Origin of the sequence: Jiella endophytica (assembly GCF_004519335.1) — a bacterium.
Classification (GTDB): Bacteria; Pseudomonadota; Alphaproteobacteria; order Rhizobiales; family Rhizobiaceae; genus Jiella; species Jiella endophytica.
In genome coordinates this window covers 25,812-43,710 of sequence record NZ_SOZD01000012.1, presented here as the reverse complement: position 1 = coordinate 43,710, position 17,899 = coordinate 25,812, and the positions used below count along the sequence as shown (strand labels likewise).

Below are 17,899 nucleotides of genomic sequence, written 5' to 3'. Positions count from 1 at the left end.
CGCCGCTCGGGGCGCGCATGGAAGCGGCAAATGCTCTATATGTCTGCGCGAAGGACTTGACGCTTCGGAATTTCGATGATCGCCACCGCCCTCACTTTTGCGTTCGGCTTCCTGGCGGCGACCCTGATCGCCCTGGTCGTATCGCCGCTGTTCTGGTCGCGGTCGCGGCGCCTCGCGCTTCGCGAGTACCGCGCCACCATTCCGGCATCGGCACGGGAGATCCGCGCCAGCCTCGATCACGTGCGCGCCGAGGCGGCCGTCTCGGCGCGGCGCCGGGAGCTGAAGGCCGAGGCCGAGATGGACAAGGCGGCGCTGGCAAGGGCCGAGGCCGGCCGCATCGCCGGCGAGAACGCCGAATTGCGGGCCCGCAACACGGTTCTCGCCGAGAGCGTCGCGGCACTGACCGACGAGCTTTCGGAAGCCAGCGAGCAGCTCTCCTTGAGGGATGCCGAGATCGAGACGATCGAGAGCGATCTGCGCGCGGTCGGCAGCGATCTCGAGGCGCGGACCGACGAGCTCGACGCACTCTCCGACCGCTTCGACGAACTCGGCGCCATCGCCGACGAGCGCAAGGCGATGATCGTCGAACTCGAGACCAGAGTCGAGGATCTGTCGGATGCGCTGCGCGAGGCCGAACGCGACCGGCGCGAGAGCGTCCACCAGATCGAGCGGCTGCGCGGCGAGACGAGCGCCCTCCAGGCTCACCTCGCCAAGGAAAAGAATGCCGTGAAGCGGCTTGACGAAAAGGGCGCCAGACTGGCCTCGCAACTCGCCGACCGGGACGATCAGGTCGCAAGGCTGCTCGGCGAGGCGGCGAGCAGCGCTGCGCTGGCAGGATCCTCTTTCGGCCCGAAAGCCGGCGGGGCCGGTGAGGCGACCGAGGACGACGACGAGGCCCGGGGCGAGCGCCGCTTGCGCCTTCGCCCCGCCGTGCGCCCGGCTTTCGGCCGCCGCAGCGAAGAGGCCGCGGAAGAGCCCAAGGTGTCGCCTCTGCCGGCGGCCGATCCCGTGGCCGCTGCTTCCATTGCATCTGTCGTGGCCGCCACCGCAAAGCCTGCCGAGCCCGCTGCGCAGACCGAAACCCCCAACGAGACGGAGGCTGCCGCCGAGGAGCCCGTTGCCGCCGTTGCGCGGCCGTCTCTTGCCGAAACCCTCGGTCTTTCGGAACGGCCGGAATTTCCCGACGATCTCGGCGACGACGATCTGCGGCAGAAGGTCGGCGAACTCGCCGCCCGAGTCATCGCCCTCACCGCCGAGAAGGAAGGGCCGCGCTCGCCGCTCGACGCCATTCTCGACGCCGACGCGACGATCGCTCCGTCCGGCCCGGGGCAGGCATCGCAACCCTCCCTCGCCGACCGGGTGCGTCGCCTTCGCGAGGAAACCCGCGATCACGCCGCCGAATAGAGCCGCGACAGGACGATTGCGGCAGAGGTCGCGACGTTGAGGCTGTCGATCCCCGGCGCCATGGCAATCCGTACCGTCTCGCAGCGGGACAGCACGTCCTCCGGAAGGCCCGTTCCCTCGCTGCCGAGGAGAAGCGCGAGCTTGCCGCGCTGCAGAAGCGCCGAGATCCCGCTCTCGCCCTGCGGCGACAACGCCGCGAGATGGCGGCCCGCCGCTTCCAGCGCCGCGATGATCGTTGCGAGATCGGCGCCGTGGTGCCAGGGGAGCGTCAGAGCCGTGCCCACGGAGACGCGGATCGCCTTGCGATAGAGCGGATGGCAGGATGTCGCGTCGAGGATGACGCCGGCCGCACCGAAGGCGGCGGCATTGCGGAAGATCGCGCCGACATTGTCGTGATTGGCAAGGCCGATGGCGACGACCAGCGGCCCGGCAGACGCCACCGTCGCATCCAGGAAGCCGGCAAGGCCAGGATCGGCGGTGTCCGCCCTGTCCGGATGGCCGCGATCGATCCCGTGGGCAAGCACGCCGCGATGGATGGCAAAGCCGGCGACGTCGTCCATCACGTGCCGCTCGGTGACGAAGATCGGCACGTCGTCAGGCACCCGCGCCAGGCGGGGCTCGAGACCCGCGACACGGGCTTTCAGGACGAACAGGCTGGTCGGCCGGAAGCGCTCCGAGGTCAAAAGATGGTCGAGGACGACGGTTCCCTCGGCGATGAAGCCACCGCCGCCGATGCGGTCGCGCTCGCGGATGTCGGCATAGTCTGCGACACGCGGATCGTCGGCGTCGTCGATCTCGATGAGGCGGGCGGCAATGGCCGGTGGGATGCTCGGGGTGGTCATGGGATCATCTAAGCCAAAGTCACCGCCGATTTAAGGGGCGCGTGTCGGTCGTTCGATCCCGGCTTGCACGGCCCGGCCCCCTGTGAGAGGGGATCGGCTTCACCCGGAGCACCGACAACTCCTCCGGTCGCCAGGCCACAGAACGAGCGAGCCCATGATCCTCTATCCCGCGATCGATCTGAAGGATGGGGCCTGCGTGCGCCTGAAACTCGGCCTGATGGACGAGGCGACGGTGTACAACGCCGATCCGGCCGGCCAGGCCAAGGCCTTCCTCGATACCGGCTTCACCCATCTCCATGTCGTCGACCTCAACGGCGCCTTTGCCGGCCGGGCCGTCAACGACGACGCCGTCGAGGCGATCCTTGCCGCCGTCGGCTCCGAAATGAAGGTGCAGCTCGGCGGCGGCATCCGGACGATGGCCGATATCGAGCGCTGGCTGGAGAAGGGCCTGTCGCGGGTGATCCTCGGCACCGTCGCGGTGCGCGATCCGGAGCTGGTGAAGGCCGCGGCACGGCGCTTCCCCGGAAAGATCGCGGTCGGCATCGACGCCAAGGGCGGCAAGGTCGCCGTCGAGGGCTGGGCCGAAACATCGGAGCTTTCCGCCATCGATCTCGCCCGGCGCTTCGAGGATGCCGGCGTCGCGGCGATCATCTACACCGATATAGACCGCGACGGCGTGCTGGCCGGCATCAACTGGGAATCCACCATCGAACTCGCCGAGGCCGTCGACATTCCGGTGATCGCCTCGGGCGGCCTCGCCTCGATCGCCGACGTCGTGCGCATGACCATGCCCGACGCGACGAAGCTGGATGGGGCGATCTCCGGCCGGGCGCTCTATGACGGCAGGCTCGACGCCATCGAGGCGTTGAAGGTGCTGGCCGGACAAGGCTGAGCGACACGCCTCTGGCATTGGCGGCGGGACGGATTACATTGGAATGATTCCAATCTGAATATCCGTCCCTCTCCCGCCTGCCGCCGAGGTCGCCATGCTCTCCTTCGCACCCCTCTCCTTTGCCCGCGGGCGCCGCCGCTTTGCCGATCTTTCCGAGCGGGAGATCCTCGCCCTCGCCATCTCGGCCGAGGAGGACGACGGGCGGATCTATGACGGCTATGCCGAGCGGCTGGAGCAGGACTATCCCGCGACGGCGACGATCTTTCGCGAGATGGCGCGCGAGGAGGACGGCCATCGACGGGCGCTGATCGCCGAGCACGAGCGCCGCTTCGGACCGACCATTCCGCTGATCCGCCGCGAGCATGTCGCCGACTATGTCTCGCGCCAGCCGATCTGGCTGATCGAAAATCTCGGCATTGAAAGGATCCGCGCCGAAGCCGAGCGGATGGAGAAGGATGCGGCACGCTTCTACGAGGTCGCGGCCCAGCGCAGCGAGGATGCCGGCACGCGGCGTCTGCTCGGCGATCTCGCCGCCGCAGAGCGGGCCCACGAGCACAAGGCCGAGGAACTCGTGGCGGAAAATCTCGGCGGCGATGCCCGCCAGGAGGAGGACAGGACCGCCCGCCGCCAGATGATCCTCACCCTCGTCCAGCCGGGCCTTGCCGGCCTGATGGACGGCTCGGTGTCGACGCTGGCGCCGATCTTCGCCACCGCCTTTGCCACCCGCGACCCGCACACGACGCTGCTCGTCGGCCTTGCGGCCGCTGTCGGCGCCGGCATTTCGATGGGCTTCACCGAGGCGGCCCATGACGACGGCAAGCTTTCGGGACGCGGCTCGCCGATCAAGCGGGGCCTTGCCTCCGGCATCATGACCGCCGTCGGCGGCCTCGGCCATGCGCTGCCCTATCTCATCCCGGATTTCTGGACGGCGACGAGCATCGCATTTGCCGTCGTGTTCCTGGAGCTCTGGGCAATCGTCTGGATCCAGAACCGCTTCATGGAGACGCCGGTGCTTCGGGCGACGGTGCAGGTGGTGGTCGGCGGTGCGCTGGTGCTGGCGGCCGGTGCCGCGATCGGCGGGGGATGAGGGTAGGATGGGTCCGCTTGCTTCTGTCCGTTGTTGTGGGAGGCTGATCCCTCGAAATGCTTTCGGCTCATAGCGGGTTGGATTGCCGTCGCCGGTGCCCGCTTCGATCGGTACTTGAAGGAGACGAGACATGCGTAGCCTCAACGAGGTCATGGCCGGTCTGTCAGACGAACGCCGCGCCCGCATCGACCAGAAAGTAAAGAGGCTTGGGCGCGCGGAGGGGCTTCGACAGCTTCGCAAGGGGTTGAAGAAGACCCAGCACCAGGTCGCCGAAGCCACCGGCATGTCTCAGCACAACGTCTCGCGTCTCGAACATCGCGACGACATGCTACTGTCGACCCTGAACGACTATATCGAAGCCCTCGGCGGCCGGTTGCGCGTGATGGCCGAAATGCCGGGCGACGCAACAATCGAGATCGACCTCGCCCTCAAGGCTCCGGTCGGCCGCGGTGGCAGACGGCGCAAGCAGGAAACAGCCTGACGCCCATCCGCTTTACGGTGCCACGGCCCGCTCCTGATCTCCGCAAAACGCGAAAACGCCGCGGATCCAGCTGGAACCGCGGCGTTGCAATGTCTGACGAAGGGGCCAGCCTCAGGCGGCGACTTCCTCCGGCTCGCGCAGCACGTAGCCGCGGCCCCAGACGGTCTCGATGTAGTTCTTGCCGTCGGCGGCGGTCGCCAGCTTCTTGCGCAGCTTGCAGATGAAGACGTCGATGATCTTCAGCTCCGGCTCGTCCATGCCGCCGTAAAGATGGTTGAGGAACATCTCCTTGGTCAGCGTCGTGCCCTTGCGCAGCGAGAGGAGCTCCAGCATCGCATATTCCTTGCCGGTCAGATGCACCCGCTGGCCGCTGACCTCGACGGTCTTGGCGTCGAGATTGACCGTCAGGTCGCCGGTGTGGATGACCGACTGGGCATGGCCTTTGGAACGGCGGACGATGGCATGGATGCGGGCGACCAGCTCGTCCTTGTGGAACGGCTTGGTCATGTAGTCGTCGGCGCCGAAGCCGAGGCCGCGAACCTTGTCCTCGATGCCGGCCATGCCGGAGAGAATCAGGATCGGCGTCTTGACCTTCGACAGACGCAGCGTGCGCAGCACCTCGTATCCGGACATGTCGGGCAGGTTGAGATCGAGGAGGATCAGGTCGTAGTCATAGAGCTTGCCGAGATCCACGCCTTCCTCGCCGAGGTCGGTGGTGTAGACGTTGAAGCTCTCGGACTTCAGCATCAGTTCGATGCTCTGGGCGACCGCGCTGTCGTCTTCGATCAAAAGAACGCGCATGAGATAGTCCTCTCAGCCAGCCGAGCCGAACCCGGGAAATTCGGCATGGCGATTATTGTCATCGTTTGGCCCAAACTGGCACTGAATGGTTAACAAATCCTCCTGGCCCGTCATGGACTCAGGCCGCGTCGACATCGCGGTCTGACAGCGAGCATCCGGCAGAGGCGCCGAAGTCTCTCCTTTCGGGGCAAGAGAGCTCGCCGCGTTCGGTTTACCCTGCCTTAAACCCTCGATCCTATGATTAACCGTGCGCGTAAACAGACGGTTAAGGGCATAGGTCACGAGCCTTGCCCGAAGCAGTTCGACGCGCTGAGTTCCAACGCGCTTTGCCCGGCAAGGCCGTCAGTTGAGGGTTTGTGTATGAAACGCGACAACATGGTGCGGCTGACGCGCTTCAGGGTTCTGGAGAAGCGCCGCCAAGTCGAGCAGCTCGACCTGATGCTGGAAGAATTTTCCCGCATGGCCGGCGAGCTCGACGCCCAGATCCTCAACGAGGAAAAAAAGACGGGGATTACCGACGTCAATCATTTCGCCTATTCGACCTTCGCCAAGGCGGCGCGGCTGAGGCGCGACAATCTGCAGAATTCCGCCAAGGACCTGAAGGTGCAGATCAACGCCGCGCGGCTGTCGCTCGAGGAGACCGAGGCGGAACTCGAAAACGCCGAGAAGATCGAGCAGCGCGACGGACTTCGCGACGACGCCGAGCCGCGGCGCAGCGCGATCGGCTGACCGGCCGCCCGAACCGGACCACACATTCTCGGGACCATGCGCCGCATCAGGCGGCATGGTCCCCGTGTCTTATGAGTCACGCCGTGCGTTCGAGCCCGGCGCCGTCGATGATCCCCTGGATCTCGCTGCGGCAGGAGCCGCAATTGGTGCCGGCCTTGAGCAGCCGGCCGATCTCCGCGACGCCGGCGGCCCTGCCCGAAGCGACGGCCGCGGTGATCTCGTTCACCCCCACCGAAAAGCAGGAACAGACGATGGCGCCGGGATCCGGCCGCCCCGCGCCGCCGCGACCGGCCAAGAGAAGATAGCGCTCGCGCGGGGCGTGGGCGGCTTCGAGCGCCGACGCCGCCCAGACGCGGGAGACCGCGACGGGCTCTTTCGAAAGATAGACCGCGGCGACGAGCCGATCGCCATCGAAGGCGGCGAAGCGATGAGCCCCCGAGGTGCGGTCGTGATAGGCGAGGATCGCCGACCGCGGCATGCCGGACAGCGCCTCGGCGAGCAAAGCGGGATCCTCGAGCGCAGCCAGGCCGGCGATCTCGAGCCGGTAGCCGCCACCCGTCCGTGCCAGAGCGAAATAGTCGAAGCCTGCCGTCTCCGGCCGCTCCGCCGTCACGGCAAAGCCGTACCAGGCCGCCTCGAATCTCCTGACATCGACCCTGGTGGCCTTCAGTCCGGGCTGGCCGGACACCGGATCGGTGGCCGAGCCCACCAGCGCGTCGATCCGCCCACCGGAGGCGTTCTGGCCGCTCCAGTGCATCGGCACGAAGACCGAACCCGGCCGCTGCCTGCCACTGACGAGGACGCGGACGACGGCGCTGCCGCGCGGCGAGACCACCACCGCCAGATCGGCCTCGCCGAGGCCGAGCCTTGCGGCGTCCGCCGGATGCAGCTCGGCATAGGGCTCGGCGATATGGGCCGAGAGACGCGGCGACAGGCCGGTCCGGGTCATGGTGTGCCAGTGGTCGCGCACCCTGCCGGTATTGAGGATCAGACCGCCCGGCGCCGCTTTGGCCCCCGCCTTTTCGGCGGGCGCATCCACCTCTACCGGCACGAAGCGGGCGCGGCCGTCCGCATGGTAGAAGCCGCCTGAGGCAAAGAAGCGCGTGTCGCCATTTGCCGGCCCGGTCGCAGCACCCGCCGGGCGCGGCCATTGCGTCGGGGCCATCGCGTCATACGCGTCGGCATCGAGCCCGGCGAGCCCGCCGATGTCGAAGTCGCGGCTGCCGCCGTTCGCCTCGGCCGAAAGCCTTGCATGTTCGTCGAAGATCGCCGCCGGGCCGGAATAAGAGAAGGCACCGGCGGCGCCCATGCGCCTTGCCACCTCGCAGACGATCCACCAGTCGGGTCGCGCCTCCCCCGGCAAGGGCAGGAAGGCGCGCTGGCGCGAGATCCGGCGCTCGGAATTGGTCACGGTGCCGTCCTTCTCGCCCCAGGCTGCGGCGGGAAGCGAGATGGCGGCGTATTTCAGCGTGTCGGTCCGCTCGACGACGTCGGAGACGACGACGAAGGGACAGGCGGCGAGGGCTCCCGCAACGAAGTCGGCCTCTGGCATCGAGACCACCGGATTGGTGCCCATGATCCAGATCGTCTTGATCCTGCCGTCCGCGACGGCCCGAAACATCTCGACCGCCTTCAGCCCCGGCCTGTCGGCGATCTGCGGCGCATTCCAGAATCGCTGGACGATCCCCCGGTGGGTTTCGTCCTCGATCGCCATATGGGCGGCGAGCATGTTGGCCATGCCGCCGACCTCGCGCCCGCCCATGGCGTTCGGCTGGCCGGTGATCGAGAAGGGCCCCATGCCGGGCCGGCCGATGCGGCCGGTGGCGAGATGGCAGTTGACGATCGCATTGACCTTGTCGGTGCCGCGGACCGACTGGTTGACCCCCTGGCTGTAGACGGTGACGACCTTCTCGGTCCGGGCAAAGAGCTCGTAGAAGCTGCGGACCTCCCGCGCGTCGAGGCCCGTCGCCGCGGCCACTGCGGCAATGTCGAGGCTGCCGGCAGCATCGAGCGCTTCCCCGAAGCCGCGGGTATGGGCTTCGACATAGTCGGTGTCGATCGCGTCCGAGGATTTCAGGAAGGCGAGAAGGCCGGCGAAGAGGGCGACGTCGCCATCGCTCTCGATCGGCAGATGGAGATCGGCGATATCCGCCGTCATCGTCCGGCGCGGATCGATCAGCACCGCCTTCGTCGCGGGCCTTGCGGCCTTCGCCGCGGCGAGCCGCTGATAGACCACCGGATGGCACCAGGCGAGGTTCGAGCCGACCAGCACGACGAGATCGGCCTGCTCGAGATCCTCATAGGTGCCGGGAACGGTGTCGGCGCCGAAGGCGCGGCGGTGGCCGGCGACCGAGGAGGCCATGCAGAGCCGCGAATTGGTGTCGATATTGGCCGAGCCGACGAAGCCCTTCATCAGCTTGTTGGCGACATAGTAGTCCTCGGTGAGGAGCTGGCCGGAGACGTAGAAGGCGACCGCATCCGGCCCGTGCTCGGCGATGGTCTCGGAAAAGCGGCGGGCGACGAGATCGAGGGCGGTGTCCCAGTCTGTGCGAACGCCGTGATGGGTGGGATGGAGCCGCCGGCCTTCGAGCTGCAGCGTCTCGCCGAGGGCCGAGCCCTTCGAGCACAGCCGGCCGAAATTCGCCGGATGGTCGGGATCGCCGGCGATCGCGACGCTGCCGTCCGGTTTCGGCGTCGCCAGCACGCCGCAGCCGACGCCGCAATAGGCGCAGGTGGTGCGGACGGTTCGTTGCGGCGGCGCAGGATGCATCGATGTGTCCTTTTATGCTCGTTCGACGCTGATCAGATCTCGGTTCGGAGAAGGTTGCGACGGGATACCCCCCTCTGGCTTGCCAGCCATCTCCCCCTCAAGGGGGGAGATTGGACCTGGTTCGACGGCATCGCCTCTCCACTGCCGCCAGTCCCAGCGGCGCATTGCAGACGTGCCGCAAGGCAGGAAGCTGCCGATCTCCCCCCTTGAGGGGGAGATGTCCGGCAGGACAGAGGGGGGTGCAAAGCACTGCAAAGCACCAGGGCATCAGAGCAACAGCCACCCGGAGACCGCTACCGACAGCCTCGCCGGTCCTTCACCCCCGGCCCCCCAGCCGGCCGGGACCCGGCCCTCACCACTTCTTGTAGGGCAGGAATTTCCCCGTCATTTCGACCTTCACCCGGTCGCCCTTCGGGTCCTCGACCTTTGACACCACCATGTCGAAATCGATCGCCGACATGATGCCGTCGCCGAACATCTCGTGGACCATCGCCTTGAAGGACGGGCCGAACACGCCGGCGATCTCGTAGAGCCGGTAGATGCACGGGTCGGTCGGGATGTCGCGGTTCCAGTCCTTGCTCGGACATTCCTGCAACTCCTCGACGGCGGCCTGAGGCAGGTCGAGGAGGCGGCCGAGGATCTCCGCCTTGTCCTTCGGGCAGGCGCCCATGCCGGTCGCCATCATGTGAGTCCAGATCGGCGACATGCCGATCTCGGCGGCGATCGTCTCCCAGGACAGCTTCTTGCGCTTGCGGGCGGCGAGGACGAGCACCGTCACGTCGTCGCGGGTCATGATGTCGTCGGTCATGGTGGGGCTCCTTCGGTTGAGAGGCGATGACGGTTGAGAGGCGATGGCGTCAGGTCGCGATCATGGCGAGCAGCGCGACGACGGTGAAAGCGAGGACGGCGGAGACCGCCTGCCAGAAGCGGACGGGATCCCTCACGGCCAGCGGCTGGCGCTCGCGACCGACGAAATCGGGGTTCGGCCGCGTGAGGTCGTGAACGAATTCTGCGACCTCGGCGTAGCGGCGGCCGGGATCGATGGCGACGGCCTTCTTCAGCGCGCCCTCGACCCATTCGGGGACGGCGACGTCTTCGCTTGCCGCGGTCTCGTAGACGAGGCCGCGCTGCTCACGGGTCGTGCGGCTGCGGGCGAGCGCCGCGCCATAGGGCAGCCGGCCGGTCAGGAGGTGATAGGCCAGCACCCCGAGGGAGAAGACGTCCGAGCGCACCCGGCCGACCTCGCTGCGAAGCTGTTCCGGCGCCGCGAACTGCAGGGCGCCGGCAGGCAGCGTGTCGGCGACGAAGGGCCGGGCCTCCTCGACGCCGGCAACCCTTGCCGCGCCAAAATCGATCAGCGTGACGTGGCCGTCACGGCCGAGCATCAGGTTTTCCGGGCGAAGATCCTGATGCACCATGTCCTTGCGATGCATCGCTTGCAGCCCCGCCGCCGCCTCGCGGACGATCCGCTGCACCTCGGCAAGATGCATCCGCGGCGTCTCGCCCAGCACCGCGCGCAGCGTGCGGCCCTCGACCAGCTGCATGGCGGTGTAGAGGGCGGCGCGCGGCCGCCGCCGCGGAAGAGCCTTCAGGCAGTGCGGATTGGCCAGCCGCGCGGCGATCCACTCCTCCATCAGGAAAGCGCGGCGGGCGCCGGCATCGCCGGAAAGGTCGGAGGCGAGAAATTTCAGCGCCGCGGCCTCGCCGGTTTCGGCATCGCGGGCGGCAAAGACGTGGCTGCGCGGGCCGACATGCAGCCGGCGCTCCAGCACCCAGCCGTCGAAGACCGTCCCCTCCTCCGGCATCCGAGCCGGCGGCTCGAGATCGGCGCCGTCGAGCCACTCGTCGGCGGTCGCGGGCAGCTGGTCGACGCGGAGGATCTGGACCGTGAGATTGTCGGGGCTGCCCTTTTCCAGAGCCGCCGCCGTGATCGCCTTCGCCGCCTTGTCGAGGTCGTTTTCGCCGAGCCGGACGATGCGCAGGAGCTCGGCTGGCGCAAGGTGCTCGTGGACGCCGTCGCTGGTCAAAAGAAAGACGTCGCCCTCGCGAACCGGCAGCGCGCGATAGTCGATCTCGATATGGGGCTCCATGCCGAGGGCGCGGGCGAGATAGTTCTCGCTGGAGGAGAGGACCAGCCGATGATCTTCGGTCAGTGCCTCGATCCCGTCAGGCGTCAGCCGGCTGATGCGGGTGTCGCCGACATGCAGGCAATGGGCCGTGCGTCCCTTGAGGACCAGCGCGCTGAAGGTGGTGACGAAGCCCTGGTCGGGGTCGGCGCCCTCATGGGAAGCGGCGGTCCGGGCGGCGCGGCGGCTTTCGCCGTGAAGCCAGGCGTTGGTCGCGGCGATGACGTGGCCGGCAGCGTGACGGACGCTCCAGGCGTCGGAGGTGCAGTAATAGTCGGTGAGGAAGCTCTTCACCGCCGTTTCGGCGGCGACGCGCCCGACATCGGAGGACGAGATGCCGTCGGCGATGGCGACGGCGATGCCCTTCAGCCCGAGGGCTGGGGGGCGTGGGACGATGGCGCCGAAGAAGTCCTGATTGGCCGGCTTGCGGCCGGCCTCGGAGCAGCCGCCCAGCGATACGGCGAGGTCGCCCGCCGTCTCGTTGCCGGCGTCCCTGTCGCGGATGTCGCCGCCGGCCGCCCTGCCTGGCCCGGGCCTGCCCGTCTCGCCCGGGGCCCTTCCGGGCCGCGGGAAGATCTCCTTGGAGGAGCGGAGCAGGGGCTGGGTCATCGGGGCGGACCGTCTTCAGCCGATGCGGGCTTACTCGGCCGGCTCGGCGAGCGGGCTGACCGGGCCGGCGGCATTGCGGGCCTGCCGCGTCCCGTAATGGGTCGAATAGAGGGTCGCGCCGACGAAGGTGAGGCCGCCGACGACATTGCCGATGATCGTCGGGATCTCGTTGTAGAGGAAATAGTCGCCCCAGGTGAATTGGCCGCCGAGGATGATGCCGGAGGGGAACAGGAACATGTTCACGATGGAATGCTCGAAGCCGAGATAGAAGAAGACCAGGATCGGCATCCACATGGCGACGACCTTGCCGGTCACCGAGGTCGACATCATCGCCGCGACGACGCCGGTCGAGACCATCCAGTTGCACATGACGGCGCGGATGAAGAGCGTCAGCATGCCGCCGAAGCCGGCCGCGGCGTAGCCGAGCGTGCGGGCCTCGCCGATGTGGCCGATCTTCTCGCCGACGGCGTCGGGCGCCTTGGTGAAGCCCATGGTGAAGATGATCGCCATGAAGACCGCGACGGTCAGCGCGCCGGCGAAATTGCCGAGGAAGACGAGGCCCCAGTTGCGGGCGAGACCCTTCAGGTCGCAGCCCGGGCGCTTGTCGAGGAGGGCCAGCGGCACCAGGGTGAACACCCCGGTCAGTAGGTCGAAACCGAGAAGATAGAGCATGCAGAAGCCGACCGGGAAGAGCAGCGCTCCGACCAGCGGGTTGCCGGTATTGACGGTGATCGTCACGGCGAAGGCCGCCGCCAGCGCCAGGATCGCGCCGGCCATATAGGCGCGGATCAGCGTGTCCTTGGTGCTCATGAAGATCTTCGCCTCGCCGGCATCGACCATCTTGGTCACGAATTCCTTCGGCGCGAGATATGACATTACCTTAACCCCTGATTGAACGTCTCGGTGCTGGTTGCTTCACGTCGAGCGATCCCTCGCCCCTCTCGACGCCCTGATCGGCGCTTCCCCATCCGGCTGTCGTTATTGCCGGCGCTCCCTGCCGGTGGGAGCGCCCGTCACGCCGCCCGTGAGGCGGCCGTTCGGCCTATTCGGCCGCTTCGACGATGCCCGCCGCCTCGGCGGCGAGCGACAGTTCGATGACCCTGGTGAGCGGATCGACACGGGTCTTGAACACCCGCACGCGCCCCTCGTCCGGCCCCCGCATCTCGCCGCTCTCGAGCGAGATCACCGCGTTGTGCAGCGGGCAGGTGACCGAGGAATCGTGGACGATGCCCTGGGAGAGCGGGCCGCCCTTGTGGGGGCAGCGATCCTCCGTCGCAAAGACGTGGTCCTCGGCGGTGCGGAACACCGCGATCCGTCCGAAGGGAGTCGCGACGCAGCGGGCGCCGCGGCGCGGAATGTCGGTGACGAGGCCGATCTCATGCCAGGCGCTCATTATTCCGCCGCCTCCTTGAAGGTGATCTCGGCCATCGGCCTGAATTCGTGGGATGCGACGCCGCCGCTGGCGCGATCGGCCCAGGGATCGCGCTGGGCGGTCTCCTGGCTCTTGACGAAGCGTTCGAAATAGAACCGGCGCTTCTCGGCATCATCGACGACGGCCGCCCGGACCGACTCCATGCCGACGCGCTTCAGCCATTTGTAGATGCGCTCGAGATAGTGGCCCTGCTCGCGATAGAGCTGGACGAGGGCGACGATCATCTCCAGGGCCTCGTCCTCGGTCTTCACCTGGGTGAGAACCTCGGTGCCCTTGATGTCGAGCCCGGCCGCGCCGGCGAAATGGATCTCGTAGCCGGCGTCGGTGCAGATGACGCCGACATCCTTGCAGGTCGCCTCGGCGCAGTTGCGCGGGCAGCCGGAGACCGCCATCTTCACCTTGGCGGGGGTCCAGGAGCCCCACATGAACTTCTCGATCCTGACGCCGAGGCCGGTGGAATCCTGCGTGCCGAAGCGGCACCAGTCGGTGCCGACGCAGGTCTTCACCGTTCTCAGCGCCTTGCCATAGGCAGCGCCGGAGACCATGCCGGCAGCGTTGAGGTCGGCCCAGACGGCGGGCAGGTCCTCCTTTTTGACGCCGAGGAGGTCGATCCGCTGGCCGCCGGTGCATTTCACCGTCGGGATCTGGAACTTGTCGGCGACGTCGGCGATCGCCCTCAGCTCCTTGGCCGAGGTGATGCCGCCCCACATGCGCGGCACGACGGAATAGGTGCCGTCCTTCTGGATGTTGGCGTGGACGCGCTCGTTGATGAAGCGGGACTGGTCGTCATCGACATATTCGCCCGGCCAGTCGGCGATGAGATAGTAGTTCAGCGCCGGCCGGCACTTGGCACAGCCGCAGGAGGTCTTCCATTCGAGCTCCTGCATCACTTCGGGAATCGACTTCAGCTGCTTGGCGACGATCAGCCGGCGCACGTCCGCATGGCCGAGATCGGTGCAGCCGCACATCGGCTTGACCGCCTGGGGGTTGAAGGCATTGCCCAGCGTCAGCGCCATCAACTGCTCGACGAGGCCGGTGCAGGTGCCGCAGGAGGACGAGGCCTTGGTGTGGACGCGCACCGCGTCGAGCGACGTCAGGCCCTTGGAGGTAATGGCGCCGGTGATCTTCGACTTGCAGACGCCGTTGCAGCCGCAGATCTCCGCATCATCCGGCAAGGCTGCAACGGCCGCCATAGGGTCCAGCGGCGCGGCTCCCTGATAGGACTGGCCGAAGATCAAGGTCTCGCGCATCGCCGCGACGGGAGCGCCGTCGCGGATGAGGTCGAAGAACCAGTTGGCGTCGCCGGTGTCGCCATACATCACCGCGCCGACCAGCCGGTCGTTCTCGATGACGAGGCGGCGGTAGACGCCCTGCGACGGGTCGCGCAGGACGATCTCCTCGCGGCCCTCGCCGACGGAGAAATCGCCGGCGGAAAACAGGTCGCAGCCGGTGACCTTCAGCTTGGTCGAGAGCTCCCTGACTGAGAAGCTGCCGGGTTTGCCGACGAGGCAGTTGGCCAGAACCTTGGCCTGTTCGTAGAGCGGCGCGACGAGGCCGAAGAGCGTGCCGTTGAACTCGACGCATTCGCCGACGGCATAGATGTCCGGGTCGGAGGTGCGCATCTGCGCATCGACGACGATGGCGCGGTTGACCGCCAGCCCCGCCGCCCTGGCGATCTCGACGGAGGGGCGGATGCCGACGGCCATCACCACGAGATCGGCCTCGAGCCGGGTTCCGTCGGCAAGCTCCACGGCCTCGACCCGGGTGTCGCCGAGGATCCGCTCGGTCGAGGCGCGGGTCATCACGGCGATGCCGCGCTTTTCGAGATCCTTGCGCAGGAGATAGCCGGCCGCCTCGTCGAGCTGGCGGTCCATCAGATGGCCCGACAGATGCAGGACGGTCACCTCCATGCCCCGCAGCCTCAACCCCGCCGCAGCCTCGAGCCCGAGGAGGCCGCCGCCGATGACCACGGCGCGGCTGCCGGGCCTCCCCGACGCCTCGATCATCCGATTGGTATCGTCGAGGTCGCGATAGGTGATGACGCCGTCGAGGTCGCGTCCCTCGACCGGGACGATGAAGGGCACCGATCCTGTGGCGACGATCAGCCTGTCGTAGGGCACCTCGCCCTTTTCGCCCACCACCACCTTGCGGGCGCGATCGATGGCGACGACCTTCTCGCCGAAGCGGCAGGTGACCTTGTGCTCGCCATACCAGTCGTCGCTGTGTGTGACGATTTCCTCAAAACTCTTTTCGCCGGAGAGCACCGGCGAGAGCATGATGCGGTTGTAGTTGCCCCGCGGTTCGGCGTTGAACAGCGTGACCGCGAAGGCGTCGGGATCGGTTTCGAAGAGCGTTTCGAGCACTCGGCCCGAAGCCATGCCGGCGCCGATGACGACCAGTCTCTGCATGGAGGATCCTTTCAGTAGTACCAGGCGACGACGTGGGCGAGCGTTCCGTCCCGGTAGATCGGGAGGGCCACCATCGAGGCGTAGCCGGCCGTCAGGAGTGCGGTGTCGTATTTGACGAGCGGCAGGCCGGTGCCGAGGACCTCGCCGATCGGCCCCTGCCACGCGGCGACGCGGCGCTCGTGCTCGTCGTTCCAGAGCGGCCCCTCGCGCTGGCAGATGCCGTCGGCGAGTGCTGCCTCGCTCGCCGCGCCGCTGCGCGACGAGCGGGCGTTCCACAGCTCGAAGCGACGGGCGATCGGCGTGCCGCGCGCGGACAAGAGCGTCAGCACGTAGGTCTGCCGACCCGGCACGGCGATCGGCAGGCCGAGGCCGGTGGTGAGGCCCGCCTTGCCGGCGCTGTCGGCGCGGATGAAGCGATAGCCGGAGCCGAGATCGCGCATCAGCATCGGCGCATTGGCCGCCCAGACTCCGCCGGGCAGGCCCTGGCCGGGCGGGAAGTGGGTATGCTGGGAGACCCACTCGAAATGCCGGGCGGCGCCGTAATAGCCGTCGTCGAGCATCAGAAGCCCGTTCGCCTCGCACCAGACCTCGATGGCGCCGGTGCGCTGGTCGTCGTCGGCGCAGAGCACCACGACGACGGCCTTCAGCTCGCTGCCGGCAAAGACCGGCACCGCAACGGCGCTGGTGAGGCCGGCCGCCCGTGCCGCTTCGGCGCGCTGGAAATACGACCCGTCGAAGGCCTTCAGCACGACCGGGCGGGCCTCGTCCCAGGCCTTGCCGGGCAGGCCCTCGCCTTTGCCGAAGCTCTTTTCTTCCGAGACCGCGGCGAAGGCGTCGAGGGCGCCGTAATTGCCGCTCGACCAGACCAGCCGGCCATCCTTCGGCACCCACACTTCGGTCGCTTCGACGAAGGTGCGGGTGGTTGCGGTCGCAGGGTCCATGATAGCGCTCATGCGGCGCGCCCTTCCGTGAATGGTTGCGGGCCGACCAATCCTGCCGACGACGAAAATTTGCAGCGCCCGACGGTGCGACCTAAAGTGGCGGCAGTGGTTCGGGCGAGTGCGGGATGGCCGAGTTCGAGTGGGACGATCACAAGCGCGCCGGCAATCTCGCCAAGCATGGGGTCGACTTCGCGCTGGCACGGCGTTTCGACCTCAAGACGGCGGACATCGAGGCCGATGTCAGACATGCCTATGGAGAAGAGCGTTTTCAGGCCAAGGCACCGATCGACGACCGGCTCTACGTCATGGTCTTCACCTACCGGGGCGATGCGGTCCGGGTTATAAGTCTCAGAAAGGCGAATGAACGCGAGGTCTTGCGTTATGAGAAGAAGACGTCCGCTAATCCATCCGACCCCTGAGGAGGACGCCGCCATCACCGCGGCGGCGCTCTCCGACCCCGACAATCCGCCGCTCACCGACGAGGAATTGGAGCAGATGCGGCCGGCCCGCGACGTGATGCCCCGCGAGCTGTTCGAAAAGCTCACCGGGACGAAGGCCGTCTTCGTCGCCGACGAGGTCGTCGCGCATTTCAAGGAAAAATTCGGTCCCGACTGGGAGGAGGAGATGCGCGACGTCCTGCGCGCTGCGACGGAGCGCAAGGACGAGGCCGCTGAGTAGGACACGTCGTTCTGGTTATTCGTGACCTTTAAATTGTAAACTTCTAGAATTCTCTCCGGGGGAGTCGGGCGGCTAGGGGGATTGGCGCAATGGGCGGCGACGTTTACGCTTGGGACGAAACCAAGCGTCTCATGAACATCGCCAAGCATGGGATCGATTTCACGACCGCGCCATCGCTGGATCGAAACAACGCGATCATTCAGCCGGATACGAGATTCAACTATGGCGAAGAGAGGTTTATCGCGACGGGCCCGATCGGCGGACGCCTCCATGTTCTCGTCTACGCCCGCCGTATCGGCGCGATGGCTGGAACGACGATCATTCGGGTCATAAGTTTGCGCAAGGCCAACAAACGCGAGAGGCTTGTCTATGAAAAAGCCATGGCTGACAGAGCCGATCAGTGACGACGAAGACGCCGCCATTACCGCGGCTGCCCTGTCCGATCCCGACAATCCGCCGCTGACCGACGAGGACTGGGCCCGCATGCGTCCGGCGCGCGAGGTGATGCCGCCGTCGTTCTTCGAGCCGGTCACGGCGCCGCCCCGCCGGTTTTTCATGGCGGAGATCGAATTCGACGTCGCCGACCATTTCAAGCGTGAATTCGGCGACGATTGGCAGCGCCATCTCAACGATGCCTTGCGCGAGTTCATTGCCCGCAAGCAGGCGGCCGAATAGCCGGACGGGCCGCCAACGACAGAA

The 17,899-nt window shown here is 67.2% G+C and carries 18 protein-coding genes; 9 read left to right on the top strand and 9 right to left on the bottom strand.

Features of this window, described 5'->3' with window-relative positions:
* Nucleotides 1-75: 75 nt before the first annotated feature.
* On the top strand, nucleotides 76-1,404 hold the full coding sequence (locus E3C22_RS22795; RefSeq protein WP_134764190.1) for a coiled-coil domain-containing protein: 1,329 nt from the start codon (nucleotides 76-78) through the stop codon (nucleotides 1,402-1,404).
* Here E3C22_RS22795 and E3C22_RS22790 read toward each other — a convergent pair.
* The gene (locus tag E3C22_RS22790) at nucleotides 1,389-2,246 is read right to left on the bottom strand and encodes a TrmH family RNA methyltransferase (protein ID WP_134764189.1); all 858 of its coding nucleotides are present in this window, start codon (nucleotides 2,244-2,246) and stop codon (nucleotides 1,389-1,391) included. The genes E3C22_RS22795 and E3C22_RS22790 overlap by 16 nt on opposite strands.
* A gap of 154 nt (nucleotides 2,247-2,400) precedes the next feature.
* On the opposite strand from E3C22_RS22790, the gene hisA reads away from it, so the two are divergent.
* The 3 genes from hisA to E3C22_RS22775 all read left to right on the top strand — a co-directional run bounded on the left by hisA (nucleotide 2,401) and on the right by E3C22_RS22775 (nucleotide 4,706).
* A complete protein-coding gene (hisA, locus tag E3C22_RS22785; RefSeq protein ID WP_134764188.1) occupies nucleotides 2,401-3,138 on the top strand; it encodes a 1-(5-phosphoribosyl)-5-[(5-phosphoribosylamino)methylideneamino]imidazole-4-carboxamide isomerase in 738 nt (245 codons plus the stop codon).
* Nucleotides 3,139-3,232: 94 nt separating this feature from the next.
* Nucleotides 3,233-4,225 (top strand): iron exporter MbfA, encoded by a 993-nt coding sequence (gene mbfA / locus E3C22_RS22780; protein WP_134764187.1) that lies wholly within the window; start codon nucleotides 3,233-3,235, stop codon nucleotides 4,223-4,225.
* Between the two features lie 130 nt (nucleotides 4,226-4,355).
* Nucleotides 4,356-4,706 (top strand): helix-turn-helix domain-containing protein, encoded by a 351-nt coding sequence (locus tag E3C22_RS22775; RefSeq protein WP_134764186.1) that lies wholly within the window; start codon nucleotides 4,356-4,358, stop codon nucleotides 4,704-4,706.
* A gap of 111 nt (nucleotides 4,707-4,817) precedes the next feature.
* Here the strand turns inward: E3C22_RS22775 and ctrA are convergent, their stop codons facing one another.
* Nucleotides 4,818-5,507, bottom strand: a complete 690-nt coding sequence (gene ctrA / locus E3C22_RS22770) for a response regulator transcription factor CtrA (protein ID WP_134764185.1) — start codon at nucleotides 5,505-5,507, stop codon at nucleotides 4,818-4,820.
* Between the two features lie 360 nt (nucleotides 5,508-5,867).
* Between ctrA and E3C22_RS22765 the strand changes: the two genes are divergently transcribed.
* The gene (locus E3C22_RS22765; protein ID WP_134764184.1) at nucleotides 5,868-6,236 is read left to right on the top strand and encodes a flagellar export protein FliJ; all 369 of its coding nucleotides are present in this window, start codon (nucleotides 5,868-5,870) and stop codon (nucleotides 6,234-6,236) included.
* A gap of 76 nt (nucleotides 6,237-6,312) precedes the next feature.
* Here E3C22_RS22765 and E3C22_RS22760 read toward each other — a convergent pair whose 3' ends face one another.
* The 7 genes from E3C22_RS22760 to E3C22_RS22725 all read right to left on the bottom strand — a co-directional run bounded on the left by E3C22_RS22760 (nucleotide 6,313) and on the right by E3C22_RS22725 (nucleotide 16,534).
* On the bottom strand, nucleotides 6,313-9,006 hold the full coding sequence (locus E3C22_RS22760) for a nitrate reductase (protein ID WP_134764183.1): 2,694 nt from the start codon (nucleotides 9,004-9,006) through the stop codon (nucleotides 6,313-6,315).
* Nucleotides 9,007-9,358: 352 nt separating this feature from the next.
* Nucleotides 9,359-9,814: a cyanase gene (gene cynS, locus E3C22_RS22750; RefSeq protein ID WP_134764182.1), complete on the bottom strand. Its 456-nt coding sequence runs from the start codon at nucleotides 9,812-9,814 to the stop codon at nucleotides 9,359-9,361.
* Between the two features lie 49 nt (nucleotides 9,815-9,863).
* Nucleotides 9,864-11,741 (bottom strand): bifunctional protein-serine/threonine kinase/phosphatase, encoded by a 1,878-nt coding sequence (locus E3C22_RS22745; protein ID WP_134764181.1) that lies wholly within the window; start codon nucleotides 11,739-11,741, stop codon nucleotides 9,864-9,866.
* Nucleotides 11,742-11,771: 30 nt separating this feature from the next.
* Nucleotides 11,772-12,617, bottom strand: a complete 846-nt coding sequence (locus tag E3C22_RS22740; RefSeq protein ID WP_134764180.1) for a formate/nitrite transporter family protein — start codon at nucleotides 12,615-12,617, stop codon at nucleotides 11,772-11,774.
* A 166-nt stretch (nucleotides 12,618-12,783) separates the two neighbouring features.
* Entirely contained in the window at nucleotides 12,784-13,134 is a 351-nt protein-coding gene (gene nirD, locus E3C22_RS22735; protein ID WP_134764179.1) for a nitrite reductase small subunit NirD, read from the bottom strand.
* On the bottom strand, nucleotides 13,134-15,581 hold the full coding sequence (gene nirB, locus E3C22_RS22730; protein WP_134764178.1) for a nitrite reductase large subunit NirB: 2,448 nt from the start codon (nucleotides 15,579-15,581) through the stop codon (nucleotides 13,134-13,136). The genes nirD and nirB overlap by 1 nt, the downstream gene beginning before the upstream one ends.
* A gap of 11 nt (nucleotides 15,582-15,592) precedes the next feature.
* Entirely contained in the window at nucleotides 15,593-16,534 is a 942-nt protein-coding gene (locus tag E3C22_RS22725) for a GAF domain-containing protein (protein ID WP_134764177.1), read from the bottom strand.
* 113 nt (nucleotides 16,535-16,647) lie between these two features.
* Here E3C22_RS22725 and E3C22_RS22720 point away from each other — a divergent pair, with 113 nt between their 5' ends.
* The 4 genes from E3C22_RS22720 to E3C22_RS22705 all read left to right on the top strand — a co-directional run bounded on the left by E3C22_RS22720 (nucleotide 16,648) and on the right by E3C22_RS22705 (nucleotide 17,875).
* Nucleotides 16,648-16,941, top strand: a complete 294-nt coding sequence (locus E3C22_RS22720; protein WP_134764176.1) for a BrnT family toxin — start codon at nucleotides 16,648-16,650, stop codon at nucleotides 16,939-16,941.
* Nucleotides 16,904-17,200, top strand: coding sequence for a hypothetical protein (locus tag E3C22_RS22715; protein WP_134764175.1), 297 nt, complete (start codon nucleotides 16,904-16,906; stop codon nucleotides 17,198-17,200). Before E3C22_RS22720 ends, E3C22_RS22715 begins: the two co-directional genes overlap by 38 nt.
* An 89-nt stretch (nucleotides 17,201-17,289) precedes the next feature.
* On the top strand, nucleotides 17,290-17,604 hold the full coding sequence (locus E3C22_RS22710; RefSeq protein ID WP_134764174.1) for a BrnT family toxin: 315 nt from the start codon (nucleotides 17,290-17,292) through the stop codon (nucleotides 17,602-17,604).
* A complete protein-coding gene (locus E3C22_RS22705) occupies nucleotides 17,570-17,875 on the top strand; it encodes a BrnA antitoxin family protein (RefSeq protein WP_206027018.1) in 306 nt (101 codons plus the stop codon). Before E3C22_RS22710 ends, E3C22_RS22705 begins: the two co-directional genes overlap by 35 nt.
* Nucleotides 17,876-17,899: the final 24 nt, after the last annotated feature.